Genomic DNA, 20,229 nt, shown 5'->3' with positions numbered 1-20,229 from the left:
TGCCCCCTCCGCCCGCCCGGCGCCACCTCAGGCCGGCTCGTCAACATCACATTCGGCCGGCCGGGACGTCCGATTCGTTCCTATCAGCCCCGCCGTGCCAAGGGTGTCACATGGCCGACTGGCTGCCCGGGCGGTGCGGTGTGCGCCCGGTTACAGGTCGACGACCTGGTCGGCGGGCGGCTCCTCGATCGTCACCGGCGCGCCGTACTCGGAGTAGTCGATGACGGCCCGGCCGTCCGGCGACTCCGTGCGGATCACGTTCGGCGCGCCCTGCGTCGCGACGTAGATCGTGCCGGCGTTCCCCGACGCGCAGGCGATGGCCGGCACGCCGTTCACGACGGTTCGCTCGCCTTTCGTGAACGTCGTGTCATTCGCCAGCGCTTCCCATAAATTGTCGTGGAAGTCGAGGAATCTTCCGACCGGGAGCTTCGAGCTGTACAGCTCGCCCCGGACCCATTTCCCGCCCACCCGCGCGGCCGCATCCGAATGCTGCAACTCGGCCGGCCCCCGGGCGATCCAGAATGCGGCGTCCGCCTTCGCGTAGTCGTGGCCACGCAGCCGAATGATCTCCAGGCTGTAGCCGTCGACCTGCACCGTGCCGCGGCCGTCCGAGAAATTGCGCACCATGTCGAACGTCAGGACCGCCGCACCGCTGTCATCGGCGAACCTGCCCTTGATCCGCATCGGGTAGTTGTGGGTCAGCGAGCTGACCGCGGCCTCGGCGATCCGCTCGGCCGGGAGATCGGCGATCCCGTTGTCGGCTCCTGAATCGGCCGCCAGCGGCTTGCCGGAATTGGCCGGAATCTGACAACCGGCCACCAGAAAAACGATTGCCACGATCAATACCAAGATTCGCAGATTGCGCACGACATCCCCCTACGAGGTTGGACGGGTTGGATGCACACAGTGTGAATCCACGCCAACCCCGCGGGATGCGTCCGCGTACTCAATTGGGCTGAGTACGCAAACTCCGGCCCGTATTCGATCTCATTCTTTGATCCGCACCCGATACCGCAGGTGCAAAACCCGGCCGCCCTGAACCACGTCGGCATCCTCCAGCAGGTGCTGCCCGCCGACGGCCCCGAAGAAGCGCTTGCCGGACCCGAGCACGACGGGTACGACATCCATGCGCACCTCGTCGACCAGCCCCGCGGCCAGCACCTGACCCCCGACGTCACCGGCCGCGACCTCGACGATCCGGTCCCCGGCGAGCTCCTGCGCCCTGGCCACGGCGGCCTCGACCCCGTCGACGAAGTGGAACGGCGCCGCCGGGTCCCAGCCCTCGGGCGCCGGCCGGTGCGTCACGACCACCACGTGATCGATCCCGCTCGGCGGCTTCCCGTCCCACCCGTCCGTCATGTCGAAGACGTGCCGGCCGGCGATGGTCACCCCGATCTGGTCCCAGTACTGCCTGGTGTAGTCGTAGGAAGCCCGCGACACCTGCAGCGCACCGCTGTCGTCCAACGGCACGTCACCACTGGTCAACCAGTCGAACAGCGGCCCCGGCCGGTCGTCCGCGTCCGCGATGAAGCCGTCCACCGACACCGAGCCGTACATGACCACCTTGCCCACGGGGCACTCCTCTCGCTGCTGGAATGCCCCTCAACGTAGCGTTCCGCGAGCGCCCGCTCTTGTAAGAAATCAATCGAGGGGCAGCGACCACCCGTCGAACACGTGGCCGGGATGCTCGCGCAGGAACCGCCGCCGGACCTCGAGGTACCGGCTGGGCGTGAGCCCGGTGAACGCCCGGAACTCGTGCCCGAAGTGCGCCTGGTCGAAGTACCCGGCGTTGCCGGCGAGCTCCCCCCAGTCGACGGGCCCGGCGGGGTCCATGGCGAACACGGTGGCGGTGAACCGGTGCGTCCGCGCCAGCCGCTTCGGCGTGACGCCGACAAGCTCCTTGAACCGCTGCACCATATGGGTACTGCTGACGCCGGCCGCCACGCTCAGGCCCCCGATCGCCACGGTGCCGCCGCTCGCCGCGATGACGCCGCTCGCGTGCCGGACCAGCCCGAGGCCGCCGGTCCCGCCCAGCCGCCGCAGCAGTGCATCCTCGAACAGCGTCAGCATCTCGTACGGTCCGCCGGCCTCGGCCAGCCGCTCGCGCAGCTCTTCGGCGGCGGCGCGGCCCCAGACCTGCTCGATCGTCACCGGACGGTCGCACAGCTCGGCCGCGGGCATCGCCAGGAACGGCGCCAGGCCCCACGGCTTGAGGTGCGCCCCGACGGACCTGGTCCGCGGCGGGTAGCCGAACTCGAGCGCGCTGGCGGGCATGGAGACCACGCAGCCGTCGGCGTAGTCGGCCGCCTCGCGGTCGGCACCGCCGCGGACGCGGAAGGGCGCGCCGAGGTTCACGATGAGCAGGGCCGCGGGCATGGGCGGGAGCATGAGCCGGGCGTACGGCGGCGAGCCCTCCAGGTAGTAGAGGTCGTCGATCAGCCCGTCCAGCGGGGGTCGCGGCACTCTGGACACGTACTCCACGCCCCACAGCATCCCCGAAACCCGCCCCCCACGGGCGAGGGCGGTCTGCGAGGATCGCGGCAATCGACGATTGTGGAGGTATGTCCATGAAGATGGCGATCCGGATCGCCGCCGTGCTGCTGGCCATGGCCGGCGCGGTGTTCCTCGCCCCGACGGCGGCGTCGGCCGAAGGCAGCTCGTGCGGCGCTCTGGCCGGCAGCTACGCCAGCAACAACTACATCGGCCTGTGCATCTACGACCGGTGGACCCTGGTCAACGAGGACGACGGTTTCTGGCTGCAGTCCTCGGTGGCGATCGGGGCCAACGCCACCAGTGCCACCAACTGCGTGGTGACGGTCTGGGCCGAGCTGGACAAGGCCGGCTCCTCGCCGTGGTCCAGCAAGCAGTACCCGATCAACTGCAAGGCGGCCCTGACCCACCGGGGCACCAGCTACACCTACACCCATGTGATCGGTGGTACCTCGGGCACCCAGATCAACACGCACGGCTGCATCAGCCTCTACTTCAACAACTCCACGACGTCCGGCTGGCAGCGCTGCTCCACCACCGGCTGGCACAACCTGACCCCGTAACCACGCCGGTCGGCTCTCGCCCTTCGCTATGAAGCTTGCTATGTTTTAAAAGATAGCGAGCGAGAGGGGGCCCGGGGTGGAGCTCGACGCCGTTGTCGCCGTGAAGGCCGTGGTGGCCGAGGACGTCGTCGTCCTCGAGCTCACCGCGGCCGCCGGCGGTGAGCTGCCCGCCTGGGCGCCCGGGGCGCACGTCGACCTGATCCTGCGACCGGGGCTGGAGCGGCAGTTCTCGCTGTGCGGCGACCCCGAGGACCGGGGGGTGTGGCGGGTCGCGGTGCTGCGCGAGCGGGCCGGGCGGGGCGGCTCGGCCTACGTGCACGACACGCTCGCCGTGGGGGACCGCATCCAGGTGCGCGGCCCGCGCAACCATTTCCCGCTGGTGGAGGCGGACGAGTACCTCTTCATCGCCGGCGGCATCGGCATCACGCCCCTGCTGCCGATGATGCGCGCGGTCGCGGCCCGCGGGAGGCGTTGGCGGCTGGTGTACGGCGGGCGCCGCGCGGCCGGGATGGCGTTCACCGACGAGCTACCCACAGACGAAAAAACAGTCACGCTGTGGCCGCAGGACGAGTTCGGGCTGATCGACCTCGAGGCCGCCCTCGGCGAGCCGCGGGAGGGCTTCCGGGTGTACTGCTGCGGCCCCGAACCGCTGATCGCCGCCGTCGAGCAACGGTGGCCGCCCGGCGCGCTGCACACCGAGCGGTTCCGGCCCCGCGCGGTGGAGGCGGGCGGGGACGTGAGCTTCGTGGTGCGGCTGGACTACACCGGCATCGACGTGACGGTCGGGGCCGGGCAGTCGATCGTGCAGGCGGTCGAGGCGGCCGGGGTCGAGGTCGTCACCTCCTGCCGCGAGGGCACCTGCGGCACGTGTGAGACCAGTGTGCTCGACGGGCTGCCGCTGCACCGCGACTCCGTGCTCACGGACGAGGAGCGGGCGGCCGGCGACACGATGATGATCTGCTGCGGGCGCTCGCTCACCCCGCTCCTGGTGCTCGACCTGTAGAAGGGGATGGCTGTCGTGGCGTCCTTCAAGTACCAGCTGTCCAACCGGATCGGGCCGGTCACGGTCGAGGACTACCGGCGGCTGGCCCGGCGGCGGATCCCCGACATGGTCTGGTCCTACGTCGACCACGGCGCCGAGGATCAGAAGACGCTGCTGGCCAACCGGGCCGCGTTCGACCGGTACGCCTTCCGCCGCCGGGTGCTCACCGGCAACGAGGCCACCGACCTGTCGACCACCGTCGGCGGGCAGCGGCTCGACCTGCCGGTACTGCTCGCGCCGCTGGGCTCGGTCGGCCTGTCGCACTGGACCGGCGAGCGGGGCGCGGCCCAGGCCGCCGAGCGGGCCGGGACGGTGTCGATCGTGAGTACCGCGTCGACGTACTCCTTCGAGGAGGTCGCCGCGGCCACCGAGCGCGACCACTTCGTCCAGCTCTACCCGTGGGCCGATCCCCGCTCCGGCCGGCACGACCTGACCCTGGCGCTGATCGAGCGGGCGCGGCGGGCCGGCTACGGGGCCATGTTCGTCACGGTCGACGTGGCCGTGCCCGGCAACCGGGAGGTCGAGAAGCGGCTCGGCATGGGCCACCCGCCGATCATGACGCCGGGCCGGGTGCTGAACGCGGCCGTCAAGCCGCGGTGGTGGTGGAACTTCATGCGGTACCGGCGAATGTCCTTGCGCAATTTGACCGAGGCGGCGGGCGCGCGGGCCGCGGTCGACTCGGTCGGGGCGCAGCTGCGGATGATGCGGGCCGAGCTGAACTGGGACGACTTCGCCTGGGTGCGCGAGCAGTGGAAGGGGCCGCTGTTCATCAAGGGCGTGGTCGACGCCGACGACGCCGAGCGGGCCGTGGATCTCGGCGCCGACGGGGTGGTGGTGTCCAACCACGGCGGGCGCCAGCTCGACGGGGACGTGGCCACCCTGGACGCCCTGCCGGCCATCGCGGCCCGGGTCGGCGGCCGGGCCGAGGTGCTGCTGGACGGCGGCATCCGCCGCGGCAGCGACGTGGTGAAGGCGCTCTGCCTGGGGGCGAAGGCCGTGTGCATCGGCCGGCCCTACGTCTACGGCCTCGGCGCGGCCGGGCCCGCGGGCGCCGAGCACGTCGTGCGCATCCTGCGCGAGGAGATCGCGCGGGTCATGACCCTCATCGGCGTGGCCGACCTCAAGGAGCTCGAGCCCGGGCTGCTGCTGCGGGCCGGGGAGCCGGTGCCGGTCCGAGCCTTGTCACCCCCGCCGGGCTGACCTACGATGCCATCAATGATGCTTATCTTATAAATGATTGGCGGAGGCATGATGACGGAGATCGAGGGCGAGACCAGGTACGGGATCTTCGACGCCGACGTCCACCCGCGCACCTTCGCCCCGGCCCCCGACCTCGTGGCGTACCTGCCGGAGCGGTGGCGGCGCTACGTCGGCGAGTTCGGCCCGTTCCACAAGGCCCGCGGCGAGCGGCCGCGGCACCGCGAGTTCGCCAGCCGCTGGGACGCCCAGACCCCCGACGGCGGCCCGCCCGGCAGCGACCCGGCCTTCGCCGCCGAGCAGTTGCTGGACCGGTACGACATGAGCGGCGCGATGATCAACGACATCGCCGGGTTCGTGATGGCGGGCGCGGGCGGGCAGCCGGCGGAGATGGCCGGGGCGTACTGCCGGGCGATGAACGAGTACCGCCGCGACTTCTGGCTGGCCGGCGACCCCCGCTGGTACGGGTCGATCACGGTGCCGTACGAGCTGCCCACGGCCGCGGTCGAGGAGATCCGCTTCTGCAAGGAGGAGATGGGGGAGTACAACGACCGCTGGAAGCAGGTCTTCCTGGCCCCCGACAACCTCCGCCCGGCCGGGCACCCCAGCTACTGGGACATCTACGAGGCGTGCGAGCACTACGACCTGCCGGTCGCGTTCCACGTGCTGGCCGGGCACCGCATCACGCCGTCCGGCTCGCCCGACTTCTACTTCGAGGAGCACTGCGACTTCGCGCTCTTCAACTTCCCGCTGATCTCCAGCCTGATCTTCGAGGGCGTGTTCAACCGGTTCCCCCGCCTGAAGATCGTGCTGGTCGAGCTGGCGTGGTCGTGGGCGGTACCGTTCGCCTGGCGCCTCGACCACGCCTACCGGATGCACCGGCAGGAGGTCCCGCACCTGGACCGGCTGCCGTCGCAGTACCTGGCCGAGCACGTCTACTACACGACCCAGCCGATGGAGGAGCCGGAGAACGACAAGTGGTTCGACGACATCCTGGCCCAGTTCGAGGCGTCCGGGATGAGCCGCAACCTGCTGTACTCCTCCGACTACCCGCACTGGGACTTCGACGAGCCGGCCGCGCTGCCCAAGACGCTCGGCCCCGAGCAGCTGCGCCGCATCCTCGGGCAGAACGCGAGCGACCTGTACCACGTGGACCTGCTCCCCGGCACCGGCTACGCCCGCCCGTGAGCGCCGGCCGGAAGTACGTCGTGGGCCGCGCCGCCGACCTGGCCGACGGCGAGCGCCTGATCGTCACCGTGGGCGGGCGCTCGATCGGCATCTTCAACGTCGGCGGGAAGTTCTACGGCCTGCCCAACAGCTGCCCGCACAAGGGTGCCGAGATGTGCCGCGGCGTCCTGGTCGGCGAGCTCTCCTCGCCGCGGCCGGGGGAGTTCAGCTACGACGCCGACCGCCGGTACGTCACCTGCCCCTGGCACGGCTGGGAGTTCGACATCGCGACCGGCCAGTCCTACTTCGACCCGACCGGCACGCGCACCCGCACGTACGCCGTCGAGGTCGAGCCCTCGCCCGGCTCGTTCACGCCGGGCGAGTACGCGCGGCTGGTCCAGGACGGATTCCGGCTGCGCGAGCCCGGCCCCTATTCGGTCGAGACCTTCGCGGTCACCGTCGAGGACGACTACCTCGTGGTCGACCTGGCCCCGGTCCGGCCCAAGCGCGAAAGGCCCGCCCGATGACGACCCCGACCCTGGCCCGCGACGTCGCCTGGGACGGCCCGGTGATCGACGCCGACGTGCACGCCAACGTGCCGTCGCTGGCCGCGCTGTACCCGTACCTGTCGCGCATGTGGATCGACTTCACCAAGGAGCGCGGCTACCGCGGCACCGGCGTCGTCGCGGCCCACTACCCGCCGAACTCGCTGCGCGCCTGCCACCCCCGCTACCGCCCGCAGGGCCGGCCGCCCGCGTCCGACGTGACCCTGCTGCAGGAGCACGTGCTCGACCCGTGGGGCGTCGACCACGCGATCGTCAACTGCTACTACGGCCTCGACGGCCTGCGCCACCCGGACTGGGCGGCCGCGCTGGTCAGCGCGCTCAACGACTGGATCATCGCGGAGTGGCTGGAGCGCGACCCCCGGCTGCGGGCCTCGCTCGTGGTCCCGGCCCGCGACCCGGAGGCGATGATCCGCGAGATCCGCCGCGTCGGCGACCACCCCGGCTTCGTCCAGGTGCTGCTGCCGGTGCGCAACGACGCGCCGTGGGGGCAGCGGGTGTACCACCCGGTGCTGCGCGAGATCGCCGAGCACGACCTGGTCGCGGGCCTGCACTACGGCGGGACCACCGACGGCCACCCGTCCTCGACCGGGCCGGCGTCGTGGTTCGTGGAGGAGTACGCGGCGGAGTGGCAGTCCTTCGCCGGGCAGCTCACCAGCCTGGTCAGCCAGGGCGTGTTCCAGGCCGTCCCGGACCTGCGCTGTGCCGTGCTGGAGGGCGGCTTCCTGTGGCTGCCGCTGTGGGGCTGGCGGATGAACAAGGAGTGGAAGGGCCTGCGCCGCGAGGTGCCCTGGCTCAACGATGCGCCGCTGGACGTCATCCGCCGGCACTTCCGCTTCTCCACCGCCCCGTTCGACGGCGGCCCGGTCGAGATGGTCGCCCAGTGCCTGGAGTGGCTCGGCTCCGACGACGTCCTGATGCACGCCACCGACTACCCGCACGGCTACGACGAGCGGGCCGCCGACCTCTTCGCGGCGCTGCCGGAGACGATGAAGCCCAGGACCATGGCCGAGAATGCCCGCGGTTGGTACCGGCTGTAGCCGCGCCCGGACGCTGGCTGCCGCTGCTCGGGCCGGCGTTCGTGGCCTCGGTCGCGTACGTCGACCCCGGCAACTTCGCCAGCAACTTCGCCGGGGGCGCGCAGTACGGCTACCGGTTCGTCTGGGTCATCGTGATGGCCAACCTCATGGCGATCCTGGTGCAGTACTGCGCGGCCAAGGTCGGCCTGGCGACGGGCCGCTCGCTGCCGGAGGTCTGCCGCGACCGCTTCGGCCGCCGCACCCGGATCGTGCTGTGGCTGCAGGGCGAGCTGGTCGCGATGGCCACCGACCTGGCCGAGTTCGTGGGCGCCGCGGTCGGGCTCAACCTGCTCCTCGGCCTGCCGCTGCTGCCGGCCGGGCTGCTCACCGCCGTCGTCGCCTTCGCGGTGCTGGCCCTGCAGCGCGGCGGCCACCGCCGCTTCGAGGCCGCGATCGCGGGCCTGCTGCTGCTCGTCCTCGGCGGCTTCCTGTTCCAGGTGCTGGCCGTCGGCGGGCAGTCGGCGGCCGGGTTCGCCGCCGGCCTGGTCCCCCGGGTGGCCGGCGCGGACCAGGCCACCCTGGTGGTCGCGATCGTCGGGGCGACGGTCATGCCGCACGTGGTGTACCTGCACTCGGCCCTGTTCAAGGACCGCCCGGCCCCGCACGGCGAGGAGCAGCGCCGGCGCTTCCTGCGCGCCAACCGCCTCGACGTCGGTCTGGGCCTGGGCGCGGCCGGCCTGGTGAACCTGTCCATGCTCTGCGTGGCCGCGGCCCTGTTCTTCCGCCCGGGCCTGGACCTTCCGGGCGGTCTCGAGGACATTCACGCCTTCCTCGGTACTGCGGCAGGCCCCGCCGCGGCCGCCGCGTTCGCGATCGCCCTGACCGCCTCGGGCCTCGCCTCGGCCAGCGTCGGCACCTACGCCGGCCAGGTCGTCATGAGCGGCTTCCTCGGCCTGCGCATCAACCTCCTGCTGCGCCGGGCCGTGACGATGGTGCCCGCGCTGGCCGTCCTCGCCCTCGCCGACGACACGGCCACGGTGCTGATCCTGTCGCAGGTGGTCCTCTCGTTCGGCATTCCCTTCGCCCTGGTACCGCTCACGCTCGTCACCGCCGACCGCCGGCTCATGGGCAGCATGGCCAACCGCCGCCGCACGACGCTGCTGATGTGGGCCGTCACCGCCGTGGTGGCCGCGCTGAACGCCTACCTGATCGGCGCCTTCATCCGATGACCGGGGAACCGGCCGGCCGCGGGCCTCAGCCGAAGGTCAGGCCGGGGTAGCCGGCGTCGGCCTCGGCGGCGCACAGGTCCACGTAGGCGCCCAGGCCGCCGGCGTACGGCATGAAGCGCTCCGGCTTGCCCTCGATGTTCGAGCCGAGGTACCACGAGCGCGCCTTCGGGAACAGCGTGCGCCGGGCCGCCTCGTCGACGACCTCCGACCAGCGCTCGGCCGCGCCCGGGGCCACGTCGAACGCCGCTGCCCCGCGCTGGCCGGCCGCGGCGAGCAGGTCGAAGACCCAGTCGATCTGCTGCTCGGCGCAGAGCACCATGTTGGCCAGCGGTCCGGTGCTGCCGGGGCCGTTGAGCAGCACCAGGTTCGGCAGGCCGGGGACGAGCAGGCCCAGGTAGGTCAGCGGGCCGCCGGACCAGATCGCCGACAGCGCCACGCCGTCGCGGCCGCGGATGTCCATGCGGGCGGCGGCGCCGGTGAACGCGTCGAAGCCGGTGGCCCAGATGAGCACGTCCAGCTCGTGCAGGCCGGTGGCGGTCCGCACGCCGCCGGGCTCGATCCGCTCGATCGGGTCGCGGCGCAGGTTCACCAGGCGGACGTTCGGGCGGTTGAACGTCTCGAAGTACCCGGAGTCGGTGCAGATCCGCTTGGTGCCGATCGGGTGGTCGGCCGGCACCAGGTCCTCGGCGACCGCCGGGTCGCGCACGATCCGGCGGATCTGGCCCTGCACGAACTCACCGGCGATCCGGTTCGTGGCCGCGTCCGACATCTGGTCCAGGAAGGTGCGGGCGAAGTACACGCCGCCGTAGGCCCAGCGCTCCTGCAGCACCCGGGTCGCCTCGGCCGGCGTCAGCTGCGGGGCCGGGACCGGGTGCGGGTCGTGGGCGGGCGAGCCGTAGAGGCCGCGCCGGGTCCGCGCCCGCCGGGCCGCGTAGCCGGCCTTGACCGCGGCAATCTCCTCGGCCGGCAGCGGCGCGCTGACCGCGGGGATGCTGTAGTTGGCCGTGCGCTGGAAGACGGTGAGCGCGGCCGCCTCCCGGGCCACCTCGGGCGCGGTCTGGATGCCGGACGAGCCGGTGCCGATGATGCCGACCCGCTTGCCGGCGAAGGCGACCGGGGCGGCCGGCCACTGGGCGGTGCGGTACACCTCGCCCCGGAAGTCTCCGGCGCCGGGGATCGCGGGGATGTTGGGGATCGACAGGCTCCCGGTCGCCAGGATGACGAACCGGGCGCGCTCGGTCCGGCCGTCCGCGGTGGTGACGTCCCAGGCGCTACCGGTGTACCGCAGCGCCGCGACCCGCGTCGCGAGCTCGAACAGGTCGTAGAGGCCGAAGCGCCGGGCGGCGTGGCGCAGGTAGGCCAGGATCTCCGGCTGGGCCGCGAACCGCTCGCTCCAGGTCCACTCCTGCTGGAGGTCCTCGTCGAAGGAGTACGAGTAGTCGACGCTCTCCACGTCGCAGCGGGCCCCCGGGTAGCGGTTCCAGTACCAGGTCCCGCCGACGTCGTCGCCGGCCTCGAAGCCGTGCACGGTCAGGCCCGCGCGCCGGGCCCGGTGGGCCGCGGCCAGGCCGGCGAACCCGGCCCCGATCACGATGACGTCGTAGCTCACGCGGGCCTCCGGTAGGTTGTTCCGTCATCATATTAATGATGGCTATCATGTCAATGTGAGTGACGAGAACGAGGGCCGGACGGCCGGCCTGGAGGCGCGCCTGGACGCGCTCACCGCCCGCGTGGCCGCCCTGGAGGACCAGCTGGCCATCGCCCGGCAGATGGCCACCTACGGCCCGTCGGTCGACAGCCTCTCGGCCGAGGTGACAGCGGGACTGTGGGCCGCGGACGGCCGCTACGACGCCGGCACCTGGGCGGGCATGCCGGCGGGCACCGACGGGGTCTTCCACGGCGCCGAGGGCGTGCGCCGCATGGTCGGGACGGAACCCCACCAGGGCCTGGTCCGGGGCGGCTGCGCGCACATCGTGAGCGCCCCGCGGATCACCGTGGACGGCGACACCGCCGTCAGCGTCTGCTACTCGCAGCTGCTGCGGCACGATCCGGGCAGCGGGGAGTACCGCGTCTGGCGCACCACCGCCAACCGCTGGACCTGGACCCGCACCCCCGCCGGCTGGCGGGTCACCGACCGCGTCAACCGCCCCCTGGACGGCACCGAGGCGGCCCGGGCGCTGCTGCGGGACGCCCTCGCGTGAGCGCGGGCCCGCTCGAGCACCGCACGGCGGTCGTCACCGGCGCCGGTCGCGGCATCGGCCGGGCCCTGGCCGAGGCCCTCGCGGCCGCCGGCGCCGCGGTCGTGGTCTCGTCCCGTACCGCCGCCGACCTGACCGCGGTGACGGCGGCGATCGCGGCCCGGGGCGGCACCGCCGAGGCGGTGGTGGCCGACGCCCTGGACCGCGAGGAGGCCCGGCTTCCGGTACGGCGGGCGGTGGAGACCTTCGGCCGGCTCGACATCCTCGTCAACAACGTCGGCGGCCGGGGCGGAACCGGCCCGGACGACTTCGAGCGGCTGCTGACGCTCAACCTCACGACGGCCTGGTGGACCACGAGCGCGGCGCTGCCGGTCATGCGGGCCCGGCGGTACGGCCGGATCATCAACATCGGCTCCGGCCTGTCCGAGCGCGCCGGAGCGTCGTTCGGCTACACCGCGGCCAAGCACGGCCTCGCCGGCCTGACCCGCGCCCTGGCCCAGGCGACGGGCGCCGAGGGCATCACCGTGAACTGCCTGTGCCCCGGCTGGACCGCGACCTCCGGCGTCGACCTGGCCGCACCGGGGGCCAGGGAGCGGGCCGAGGCGGAGAACGCCCAGCGCCGCGTCCTCGACGCCGCCGAGCTGGGCCCGGTCGCGGTCCTGCTGGCGTCCCCGGCCGGCGCCGCCGTCACCGGCCAGGTCTGGCACGTCGACGGGGGCTGGAAACTCTAGGAAAGGACCCGCCCATGCCGCTCTCACCGCAGTCCCAGGCCATTGTCGACGCCATCCGGGCCGCCGCCCCACCCCCGCAGGTCCTCGGCCCGGCCGGAGCCCGCCAGGCCTCGGACGACCGCCGCGCGGGGCAGGTGCGGGTGGTCGAGGACGTGGCCGTTGTGCGGAACACCACCGCCGCGGGTGTACCGGTACGCCTCTACCGTCCCGCCGGGCCGACGCCCATGCCGGCCGTCGTGTTCGCCCACGGCGGCGGCTGGGTCCTGTGCGACCTCGACTCGCACGACCCGATGTGCCGCATCCTGGCCAACCGGACCGGGGCCGCCGTCGTGTCGGTCGGCTACCGCCGGGCCCCCGAGGACCGCTTCCCGGCGGCGCTCGACGACGTGAGCGCCGTGCTGCACTGGGTCGCGGCCTCCGCCGGGCAGCTCGGCGTCGACCCGGCCCGCCTCGCCGTGGCCGGGGACAGCGCGGGCGGCAACCTGGCCGCCGCGGCCGCACTGCGGGCCCGCGCCGGCGGCGGTCCGGCCCTCGCCGCCCAGCTGCTGCTGTACCCGGTGCTGGACGCGGCCATGGACACCGGCAGCTACCGCGACTGCGACGGCTGCGGCGTCGACTCGGCCTCGATGGCGTGGTACTGGGACCAGTACGCGCCGGACCCCGCCGCGCGCGCCGACCCCCTCGCGGCACCGGCCCGGGCCGAGCGGCTGGACGGGCTGCCGCCGGCGGTGATCGCGGTCGCGGAGTACGACCCGCTGCGCGACGAGGCCCTCGCCTACGCGGCCCGGCTCCGCGCGTCGGGGGTGCCCACCTTCGTGCGCACGTACCCCGACTCCTTCCACGGCTTCATGAGCCTGCCCTCGCCCATGCACCCGGTGGTGGACGAGGCCTTCGACGAGGTCACCGCCGAACTACGCAGGCTGCTCTGAGATCTGCTCCGAGGTCTGCTCCGAGGGCGCACGGGCCACGAGGGCGGCGTCGACCAGGCGGACGCCCTCGCCCCGGGCCAGCACGACGACCGGGTTGAGGTCGATCTCGGCGATCGTCTCCCGCCAGGCCGCCGCGGCCGCCGACAGCCGGGACACCACCGCGGCCAGCGCGTCGACGTCGGCCGGCGGCCGCCCCCGCGCCCCGGCCAGCAGCGGGGCCACCTTCAGCTCGCCCAGCATCGCGCGGGCCTCGTCGACGCCGACCGGGGCCAGCCGCAGCGACACGTCCCGCAGCACCTCGGCGTGGATCCCGCCGGCGCCGGCCATGACGACCGGCCCGAAGATCGGGTCGACCGCGGTCCCGACGATGATCTCCACCCCGGCCGGCGCCATCGCCTGCACGAGGGCCCGCCGCGGCACCCCGAGCCCGTCGGCCACCGCGGCCAGGGCATCCCAGGCCGCCCCGACCTCGCCGGCCGAGGTCAGCCCGAGCCGCACCCCGCCGACGTCGCTCTTGTGCAGCAGCCCGTCGGCGGAGAGCTTCATCGCGACCGGGAACCCGATCCGGGTGGCCGCGGCCACCGCCTCGGTGCGGGAGCCGGCCATGCGCCAGTCGGCCATCGCCAGGCCGGCCGCGCTCAGCAGCGCGAACGTCGCCGCGTCGGACGCCGCCTCGGCCCCGGTGGCGGCGACCGTCACCGGCTCCGGCGGCGCGGGCGGGTCCGCGGCCGCCGCCGCGTGGGCCTGCCAGGCCCGCCCCACGCCCAGCGCGGCGGCGAGGACCCGGGCCGCCCGGGCCGGGCTGGTCACGTAGGGCACGGCCAGCGCGCCCAGCCGCGGCCGCAGCGCCGGGGTCGGCAGCCAGTGGCTGAACCCGAGGATCGGCAGCTCGGTGGCGGCCGCGATGCCCGCGATCGCCTCCTCGGCCACGTCGAGCAGGGGCATGAGGACGACGATCGCGTCGTACTCGCCCGAGGCCGACATCGCCCCGATGACCGACGCGAACGCCTCGACGGAGATGCCCGACGCGGTGAGGTCGACGGGGTTGAGGACCGAGCCGAAGTCGGGTACGAACGCCCGCAGGGTCGCCTTGAGCGCCTCCGAGGGCTGGGGCAGGACCAGGCCCTCGCGCTCGAGGGTGTCGGCCAGCCAGGCCCCGCCGCCGCCGGACTGGGTGACCACGGCGACCCGGTCGCCGGTCGGCACGCGGCCGCGCAGGAGGAACGTGGCCAGGTCGAACATGTCCTCGAGGTCGTGCACGCGGACGATGCCGGCCTGGCGGAACGCGGCGTCGAAGACCCGGTCGGCGCCGGCCAGGGAGCCCGTGTGGGAGCGGACCGCGCGGCCGCCCGCCTCCGTCGCGCCGATCTTCGCGATCACCAGTGGCTTGCGGACCTCGGCGGCGCGCCGGCCGGCGGCGACCAGGCGGCCGGCCTGGCGGACCGTCTCGGCGTAGGCGACGATGACCCGGGTGTCGCCGGCCTCCAGGGCGTCCTCGACGAAGTCGGCCAGGGCCAGGTCGGCCTCGTTGCCGGTCGACACGAACGTGCTGACGCCGAGGCCCGACAGGGTGGCCCGGTTGAGGATGGACAGGCCCATGCCGCCGCTCTGGCTGACGATGGCCAGGGCGCCCTGCTCGGGGCGGGAGCGGCCCGCCATGCCGACGCCGAAGCCCGCCGCCACGCCGTCGGTCTGGTTGAGGAAGCCCAGCGAGTTCGGGCCGACCAGGCGCACCCCGTGCCGCCGGGCCGCGGCGACCAGCTCGGCCTGCCGCTGCGGGCCGTCGCCGCCGACCTCGCCGAAGCCGGAGGTGAGCACGACCGCGAACGGCACACCGGCCGCGCCGCAGTCCTCGATGACGCCCGGCACCCGCTCGGCGGCGACCGCGACCACGGCCACGTCGATGCCGGGCGGGGCCGCGCGCAGCGATGGGTACGCGGGCAGCCCCGACACCTCGGCGCGGGCCGGGTGGATCGGGTACAGCGCGCCCGGGAAGTCGTAGGAGCGCAGCGTGGCCAGGGCCGTCGCGCCCAGCGAGCCCGGCGTCGGCGAGGCGCCCACGACGGCGATGGCGCGGGGCCGCAACAGGCGGTCGAGATCGGTCATGCTGACTCTCCTGGGTGGTCGGGCGCGAAGCTCAGCATCAGGCCCCAGCCCGCCCGCTCGGTGAAGCAGGCCGTGACCCGCTGTCCGATGTGGACGTTCTCCGGCCGGACGCCGGTGAGGTCGGCGAAGACGCGCAGGCCCGGCTGTTCGTCGAGGGCGATCCAGCCCACGGCGTAGGGCGCGTCGGGCTCGAAGCCGGGCACGAACACGCGGTGCACGACGGTGAACGTCTCCACCGCACCGGTGCCGGCCGCCGGTTCGAAGCCGAGCTCGGCCGAGCCGCACGCGGGGCAGCGCAGGTCCGGGAAGTGGATCCAGTGCCGGCAGTCCCGGCACCGCTGCAGCTCGAGGCGGCCCTCCCGGGCGGCCTCCCAGTAGCGGGCGGCCGGCCCGTCGAGGCTCGGGGTGGGCTTGGTCATGCGTCACTCCGCTGCAGGACGGCGGCGCTGCCGAAGCTGCCGCTGAAGCCGGTCACCAGGGCCGTGGCCGCGTCGCGCACCTGGCGGCCCGCGGCCTCGTGGCGCAGCTGCCGGACCGCCTCGACGACGTTGTTGAAGCCGTGGACGTACCCCTCGGACAGCAGCCCGCCGTTGAGGTTGAGCGGGATCCGGCCGCCGTGGGTGGCGCCCCCGGCCCGGATCAGGTCACCGGCCCCGCCGCGCTCGGCGAAGCCGAAGTCCTCCAGCTGCCCGAGCACGACCCAGGTGTACGCGTCGTACAGCTGCGCCAGGTCGATGTCCCCGGGGCCGAGGCCGGCCGCCGCCCACAGCCGCCCGGCGAGGTACCGGGAGAACAGCGCGCCGAGGTCCGTCGCCCGGTCCTGGGTGGACGATCCGGGGCCGCCGCCGCGGGTGACGGCCCGGATGGTCACCGCCGGGTGCGGCCCGCCGCGGGCCCGGTCCAGGCCGGTCACGACCAGCGCGCAGGCGCCGTCGGTCTCCTGGCAGCAGTCGAGGCGGCGCAGCGGCTCGGCGACGAACGGGCTGGCGTCGTAGCCGGCCCGGTCCAGCGGCTCGCGCATGAGCGCGCCAGGGTTGGCCATGGCGTGGGTGCGCATCTGGATGGCCACGGCGGCCAGGTCGTCGGCGCCCGTCCCGCGGTCGTGCAGGAACCGGCGGGCCGCCAGCGCGAACAGCTGGGGCGGGCCGGCCAGGCCGTAGAGGCCGTAGAACTGCTCCTCGCCCGGCTGCCCGACGGCCACCTGGCCCATGCGCCTGCCGCTGCGGCCGTTGAGCGCGCGGTACACCACGACGGTCCGCGCCGCACCGGAGTCGACGAGCATCGCGGCCCGGCCGAGGATGGAGGCGGCGTGCTGGCCGCCGCCCCACACGTCCTCGACCCAGCCGAACTCGCCGACGCCGAGGGTCTTGGCCAGCGCGACCGCCGAGACGGAGTCGCCGACCTGGTAGTCGATGACGGCGTCGACGTCGGCCACCGTCATCCCGGCGTCGGCCAGCGCGGCCAGCACGGCCCGGGTGGCCAGGGCGGCGACCGGGACGCCGGAGTCGCGGGAGAGCTCGGTGGCGCCGACGCCGGCCACGGCCGCGGTGCGGGGGAACGCCGTCATGAGGCGGCGACCCGCTGGCCGAGGTACGCGTCCAGCAGCGCCGAGTCGTCCGCGATCTCCCGGCTCGTGCCCTGCATCCGCACCCCGCCCTGGGCCATGACGTAGATGCGGTCGGCGATGTCGAGGGCCACGTGGGTGTTCTGCTCGACCAGCAGTACCGACGTGGTGGCCTTGATCGTGCGCAGGGCCGACGCGACGACGCCGACGTTGCGCGGGGACAGGCCCAGGCTCGGCTCGTCGAGCATCAGCAGCCGGGGCGCGGCGACCAGGGCCCGGCCGATGGCGACCATCTGCTGCTCGCCGCCGGACAGCGACCAGCAGCGGGTCCCGCGCAGCGCCTGCAGCTGGGGGAACAGCTCGTAGACGGCGTCGAGGTCGTAGGTCGGCGTGCGCCCGCCCCGGGCGGTGGTGCCGACCTGGAGGTTCTCGTGCACGGTCAGCTCGGCGAAGAGCCGCCGGCCCTCCGGGACCAGCACCAGCCCGGCCCGGGCCAGCCGGTCGGCCGGCATCCGGGCGGCGGGCCTCCGGGCGGTCGAATTCCGGGCGGTCGAATTCCGGGCGGTCGGGGCCCCGGCGAACGCGACCGCGCCGGTGTGCGGGACGAGGCCGGCGATCGCCTTGAGGGTGGAGGTCTTGCCGGCCCCGTTGGGCCCGAGCAGGGCGACGCACTCGCCGTCGGCGACCGTCAGGGACAGGCCGGTGACGGCGGTGATGGCGGCGTAGCTGACCGACAGGTCGGTGACGTCAAGCATGGGGCACCCCGAGGTAGGCGTCGATCACGTCCGGGCGGGACAGCACGTCCCCGGGCGGCCCGTCGGCCACGAGCCGGCCGCCGGCCAGCACCGCGACCCGCGGGCACAGCGCCGAGACGAAGTCCATCTTGTGCTCGACCAGCAGCAGCGCGACGCCGCCGGCGTTGACCGCCCGCAGGGTCTCGCCGAGGGCCTGGGTCTCGGCGCTGTTGAGCCCGGCCGCGGGCTCGTCCAGCAGCAGCACCCTGGGCCGGGTGGCCAGCGCCCGGGCCAGGGCCAGGCGCTGCTGCTGGCCGTAGGTGAGGATGGCGGCCGGCTGCTCGGCCAGGTCGTCGAGGCCGACGGTGACCAGCACGTCGAGGGCCTCGGCGGTGCGCCGCCGCTCCCGGGGCCGCCACCAGGCGGAGCCGGTGCCGCCGCGCCGCTCGGCCGTGGGCACCCCCAGCATGACGTTCTCGATGAGGGTGAGCTTGGTGAACGTCTGCGGGGTCTGGTACGTGCGGCCGACCCCGCGCCGGGCGGCGGTGCGGGCCGAGCCGCTGCGCAGCCGGTGGCCGTCGACCGCGATCGCCCCGGTGGCCCGCACGATGCCGCTGATCGCGTTGATGAGCGTGCTCTTGCCGGAGCCGTTGGGCCCGATGATGCCCATCCGGTCGCCGGCGCCGAGGGTCAGGCTGACCCCGGCGACCGCGCGGACGTTGCCGAACGAGACGTGGATGTCGTCGAGTCGCAGGGTCACGGCCGGCCCCCCTCCGGGTCGCGGCGCGGCCGGAGCCGGGCGGCGGCGCGCCGGATCGGCGCGGCCAGCCCCATCAGCCCCTCGGGCAGCAGCACGATGGTGAGCACCAGGACCGCGGCCAGGATGAGCTGCCGGTGGTTCTGGGCCGGGCGGATCAGCTCGGGCAGCACGATGACGAAGGCGGCGCCGAGCAGCGGGCCCCACATCGACTGCATGCCGCCGACGATGACCACCACGAACAGGTTGATGCCGAGGTTGAGGTCAAAGCTCGGCGAGGAGATGAAGCCCTGGCTCTGGGCGTAGAGGGCGCCGGCCACGGCCGCGTAGCAGGAGCCGACGACGAAGACCACGAGCTGGTTGCGGGTGTTGTGGATGCCCAGGCCGGCCGCGGTGAGCGGCTTGTCCCGCACCGCGATCGACTCGCGGTGCAGGGCCGAGGCGCGCAGCCGGTGCACCACCAGCATGCCCGCCACGAAGAAGGCCAGGAACAGCCAGTAGTAGTCGCCGGGCGTGGTGACCTCGGCCCCGAAGACGGTCGGGACCGTGACCATGACGGCGTTGCTGGCCGGGCCGGTGAACGACTCCCAGGCCCGGAACGTGATGATGGTGACCGAGGCCAGGCCCAGGGTGGCGATGCCGAAGTAGAAGTCGGAGGCCCGCCACAGCAGCAGCTTCACGACCGCGGCCAGCACCGCGCAGACCGCGACGGCGAAGAGCAGGCTCACCCAGAAGCCCTGGGTGCGCGCGGCGTAGGCGGCGCAGTAGGCCCCGATGCCCATGGTGGCCGCGTGCGAGAACGCGAACTGCCCGGACAGGCCCAGGATCACGTAGAAGCCGATCCCGGCGATCGTGTAGATCAGCAGCAGGCCGAGCACGGTCAGCTGGTAGTCGTTGCCGGCGAACAGCGGCAGCAGGGCGAGCACGGCGGTCACGACGGCGATCTGGACCAGCCGCGTGCGGTCGGCCCGGCGCCGGTGCCGCCAGATGAGGCCGGCCGTCACGCCGGTGGTCTTCCCGGGCGCGGCGATCTCAGACACGGACACGTGAGGTGCTCCCTAGGACTCCGCGCGGTGCGATCGCGACGATGAGGATCATCAGGGCGAAGGGGTACACCGCCGCGTACTGGTAGGCGATGTACTGGGTGCCGAGCTGCTGTACGAGCCCGAGGACGAGCGCGCCGACGATGACGCCGGAGAAGCGGCCGAACCCGCCGATGACGGCCGCCGCGAACGCGGTGATCATCGCGGTGAAGCCGAACCCGGTGTCCAGCGACGCCCGCGGGGCCAGCATGATCCCGGCCACGCCGGCCAGCAGCCCGCCCAGGCCGAACGCGAACATCCCGAACGCCTTGACGGGGATGCCCTGCAGCTGCGCGACCTCCGGGTCGGCCGAGGCGGCCCGGAACTGCCGGCCCAGCTGGGTCCGGTTGAACAGCAGCGTCAGCGCGGCGACGGCGACGACCGTGACGCCGATGACGATGAGGTCGTAGGCGGCGATGTTCGCCCCGGCCACGTGGACCACCCGCCCGGCCAGCAGCGCCGGCAGGTTGCGGGTCTCGGTGCCGTACAGCTCCAGCAGGATGGCGGAGATGACCAGCCCGACGCCGAGGGTGGCGATGACGACCACGAGCTCGGGCCGGTGCCGCAGCGGCGCGTGGACGATCCGCTCGACCAGGACCCCGACCGCGAACATGGCGGCGATCGCGAGCGGATAGCCGATCCACCACGGCATCCCGATCTGCACCACGGCCAGGTAGCCCAGGTAGCCGCCGAGGGTGACCATGCCGCCCTGGGCGAAGTTGACGATGCTGGTCGCCTTGTAGGTGACCAGGAAGCCCAGGGCCACCAGGGCCGAGATCGACCCCAGCGCCACCCCGGAGACGAAGACGCTCACGAAGGTACCCACGCCGCATGCCCTCCTCGCGGGACTGGTGGGAC

At 73.6% G+C, this 20,229-nt stretch carries 21 protein-coding genes; 10 read left to right on the top strand and 11 right to left on the bottom strand.

Annotated features, from left to right (window positions below):
• Positions 1-150: 150 nt before the first annotated feature.
• The 3 genes from ACQPZ4_RS36200 to ACQPZ4_RS36190 all read right to left on the bottom strand — a co-directional run bounded on the left by ACQPZ4_RS36200 (position 151) and on the right by ACQPZ4_RS36190 (position 2,544).
• Positions 151-867, bottom strand: a complete 717-nt coding sequence (locus ACQPZ4_RS36200) for a hypothetical protein (protein ID WP_433046040.1) — start codon at positions 865-867, stop codon at positions 151-153.
• A gap of 120 nt (positions 868-987) precedes the next feature.
• The gene (locus tag ACQPZ4_RS36195; RefSeq protein ID WP_433046037.1) at positions 988-1,572 is read right to left on the bottom strand and encodes a dihydrofolate reductase family protein; all 585 of its coding nucleotides are present in this window, start codon (positions 1,570-1,572) and stop codon (positions 988-990) included.
• Positions 1,573-1,641: 69 nt separating this feature from the next.
• Positions 1,642-2,544 carry a helix-turn-helix domain-containing protein gene (locus ACQPZ4_RS36190; RefSeq protein WP_433046034.1) on the bottom strand — a complete coding sequence of 301 codons (903 nt, stop codon included), beginning with the start codon at positions 2,542-2,544 and terminating at the stop codon, positions 1,642-1,644.
• Between the two features lie 23 nt (positions 2,545-2,567).
• Here ACQPZ4_RS36190 and ACQPZ4_RS36185 point away from each other — a divergent pair, with 23 nt between their 5' ends.
• The 7 genes from ACQPZ4_RS36185 to ACQPZ4_RS36155 all read left to right on the top strand — a co-directional run bounded on the left by ACQPZ4_RS36185 (position 2,568) and on the right by ACQPZ4_RS36155 (position 9,270).
• Positions 2,568-3,053: a hypothetical protein gene (locus tag ACQPZ4_RS36185; RefSeq protein WP_433046031.1), complete on the top strand. Its 486-nt coding sequence runs from the start codon at positions 2,568-2,570 to the stop codon at positions 3,051-3,053.
• A gap of 76 nt (positions 3,054-3,129) precedes the next feature.
• Positions 3,130-4,056 carry a PDR/VanB family oxidoreductase gene (locus ACQPZ4_RS36180; RefSeq protein WP_433046028.1) on the top strand — a complete coding sequence of 309 codons (927 nt, stop codon included), beginning with the start codon at positions 3,130-3,132 and terminating at the stop codon, positions 4,054-4,056.
• A gap of 15 nt (positions 4,057-4,071) precedes the next feature.
• Positions 4,072-5,295 carry an alpha-hydroxy acid oxidase gene (locus ACQPZ4_RS36175; protein ID WP_433046025.1) on the top strand — a complete coding sequence of 408 codons (1,224 nt, stop codon included), beginning with the start codon at positions 4,072-4,074 and terminating at the stop codon, positions 5,293-5,295.
• 48 nt (positions 5,296-5,343) lie between these two features.
• On the top strand, positions 5,344-6,480 hold the full coding sequence (locus tag ACQPZ4_RS36170) for an amidohydrolase family protein (protein WP_433046022.1): 1,137 nt from the start codon (positions 5,344-5,346) through the stop codon (positions 6,478-6,480).
• The gene (locus ACQPZ4_RS36165) at positions 6,477-6,986 is read left to right on the top strand and encodes a Rieske (2Fe-2S) protein (protein ID WP_433046019.1); all 510 of its coding nucleotides are present in this window, start codon (positions 6,477-6,479) and stop codon (positions 6,984-6,986) included. The genes ACQPZ4_RS36170 and ACQPZ4_RS36165 overlap by 4 nt, the downstream gene beginning before the upstream one ends.
• Entirely contained in the window at positions 6,983-8,062 is a 1,080-nt protein-coding gene (locus ACQPZ4_RS36160; RefSeq protein WP_433046016.1) for an amidohydrolase family protein, read from the top strand. The genes ACQPZ4_RS36165 and ACQPZ4_RS36160 overlap by 4 nt, the downstream gene beginning before the upstream one ends.
• Positions 8,047-9,270 (top strand): Nramp family divalent metal transporter, encoded by a 1,224-nt coding sequence (locus ACQPZ4_RS36155; RefSeq protein ID WP_433046013.1) that lies wholly within the window; start codon positions 8,047-8,049, stop codon positions 9,268-9,270. Before ACQPZ4_RS36160 ends, ACQPZ4_RS36155 begins: the two co-directional genes overlap by 16 nt.
• A gap of 25 nt (positions 9,271-9,295) precedes the next feature.
• On the opposite strand, the gene ACQPZ4_RS36150 is transcribed toward ACQPZ4_RS36155, so the two are convergent.
• Positions 9,296-10,879: a flavin-containing monooxygenase gene (locus ACQPZ4_RS36150; protein ID WP_433046010.1), complete on the bottom strand. Its 1,584-nt coding sequence runs from the start codon at positions 10,877-10,879 to the stop codon at positions 9,296-9,298.
• A gap of 55 nt (positions 10,880-10,934) precedes the next feature.
• Between ACQPZ4_RS36150 and ACQPZ4_RS36145 the strand changes: the two genes are divergently transcribed.
• From ACQPZ4_RS36145 to ACQPZ4_RS36135, 3 genes are read left to right on the top strand one after another with little or no spacing between them, the layout of a single operon-like run.
• Positions 10,935-11,471, top strand: a complete 537-nt coding sequence (locus tag ACQPZ4_RS36145) for a nuclear transport factor 2 family protein (RefSeq protein WP_433046007.1) — start codon at positions 10,935-10,937, stop codon at positions 11,469-11,471.
• Positions 11,468-12,199, top strand: a complete 732-nt coding sequence (locus tag ACQPZ4_RS36140) for an SDR family NAD(P)-dependent oxidoreductase (RefSeq protein WP_433046004.1) — start codon at positions 11,468-11,470, stop codon at positions 12,197-12,199. Before ACQPZ4_RS36145 ends, ACQPZ4_RS36140 begins: the two co-directional genes overlap by 4 nt.
• Before the next feature lie 14 nt (positions 12,200-12,213).
• Entirely contained in the window at positions 12,214-13,128 is a 915-nt protein-coding gene (locus tag ACQPZ4_RS36135; RefSeq protein WP_433046001.1) for an alpha/beta hydrolase, read from the top strand.
• On the opposite strand, the gene ACQPZ4_RS36130 is transcribed toward ACQPZ4_RS36135, so the two are convergent.
• The 7 genes from ACQPZ4_RS36130 to ACQPZ4_RS36100 are packed head-to-tail and all read right to left on the bottom strand — an operon-like array spanning position 13,111 to position 20,197.
• Positions 13,111-15,234 carry an acetate--CoA ligase family protein gene (locus ACQPZ4_RS36130; protein ID WP_433045998.1) on the bottom strand — a complete coding sequence of 708 codons (2,124 nt, stop codon included), beginning with the start codon at positions 15,232-15,234 and terminating at the stop codon, positions 13,111-13,113. The genes ACQPZ4_RS36135 and ACQPZ4_RS36130 overlap by 18 nt on opposite strands.
• A complete protein-coding gene (locus ACQPZ4_RS36125; RefSeq protein ID WP_433045995.1) occupies positions 15,231-15,653 on the bottom strand; it encodes a Zn-ribbon domain-containing OB-fold protein in 423 nt (140 codons plus the stop codon). Before ACQPZ4_RS36125 ends, ACQPZ4_RS36130 begins: the two co-directional genes overlap by 4 nt.
• Positions 15,650-16,801, bottom strand: coding sequence for a thiolase C-terminal domain-containing protein (locus ACQPZ4_RS36120; protein WP_433045992.1), 1,152 nt, complete (start codon positions 16,799-16,801; stop codon positions 15,650-15,652). Before ACQPZ4_RS36120 ends, ACQPZ4_RS36125 begins: the two co-directional genes overlap by 4 nt.
• Positions 16,798-17,553, bottom strand: a complete 756-nt coding sequence (locus ACQPZ4_RS36115; RefSeq protein ID WP_433045989.1) for an ABC transporter ATP-binding protein — start codon at positions 17,551-17,553, stop codon at positions 16,798-16,800. Before ACQPZ4_RS36115 ends, ACQPZ4_RS36120 begins: the two co-directional genes overlap by 4 nt.
• On the bottom strand, positions 17,546-18,292 hold the full coding sequence (locus tag ACQPZ4_RS36110) for an ABC transporter ATP-binding protein (RefSeq protein ID WP_433045986.1): 747 nt from the start codon (positions 18,290-18,292) through the stop codon (positions 17,546-17,548). Before ACQPZ4_RS36110 ends, ACQPZ4_RS36115 begins: the two co-directional genes overlap by 8 nt.
• Positions 18,289-19,335, bottom strand: coding sequence for a branched-chain amino acid ABC transporter permease (locus ACQPZ4_RS36105; RefSeq protein ID WP_433045983.1), 1,047 nt, complete (start codon positions 19,333-19,335; stop codon positions 18,289-18,291). Before ACQPZ4_RS36105 ends, ACQPZ4_RS36110 begins: the two co-directional genes overlap by 4 nt.
• Positions 19,322-20,197 carry a branched-chain amino acid ABC transporter permease gene (locus ACQPZ4_RS36100; protein ID WP_433045980.1) on the bottom strand — a complete coding sequence of 292 codons (876 nt, stop codon included), beginning with the start codon at positions 20,195-20,197 and terminating at the stop codon, positions 19,322-19,324. Before ACQPZ4_RS36100 ends, ACQPZ4_RS36105 begins: the two co-directional genes overlap by 14 nt.
• Positions 20,198-20,229 lie beyond the last annotated feature (32 nt).

Origin of the sequence: Dactylosporangium sp. CS-033363 (genome assembly GCF_050942475.1) — a bacterium.
In the GTDB taxonomy this organism is placed as follows: Bacteria; Actinomycetota; Actinomycetes; order Mycobacteriales; family Micromonosporaceae; genus Dactylosporangium.
This window is presented reverse-complemented; position numbering and strand designations above follow the sequence as displayed.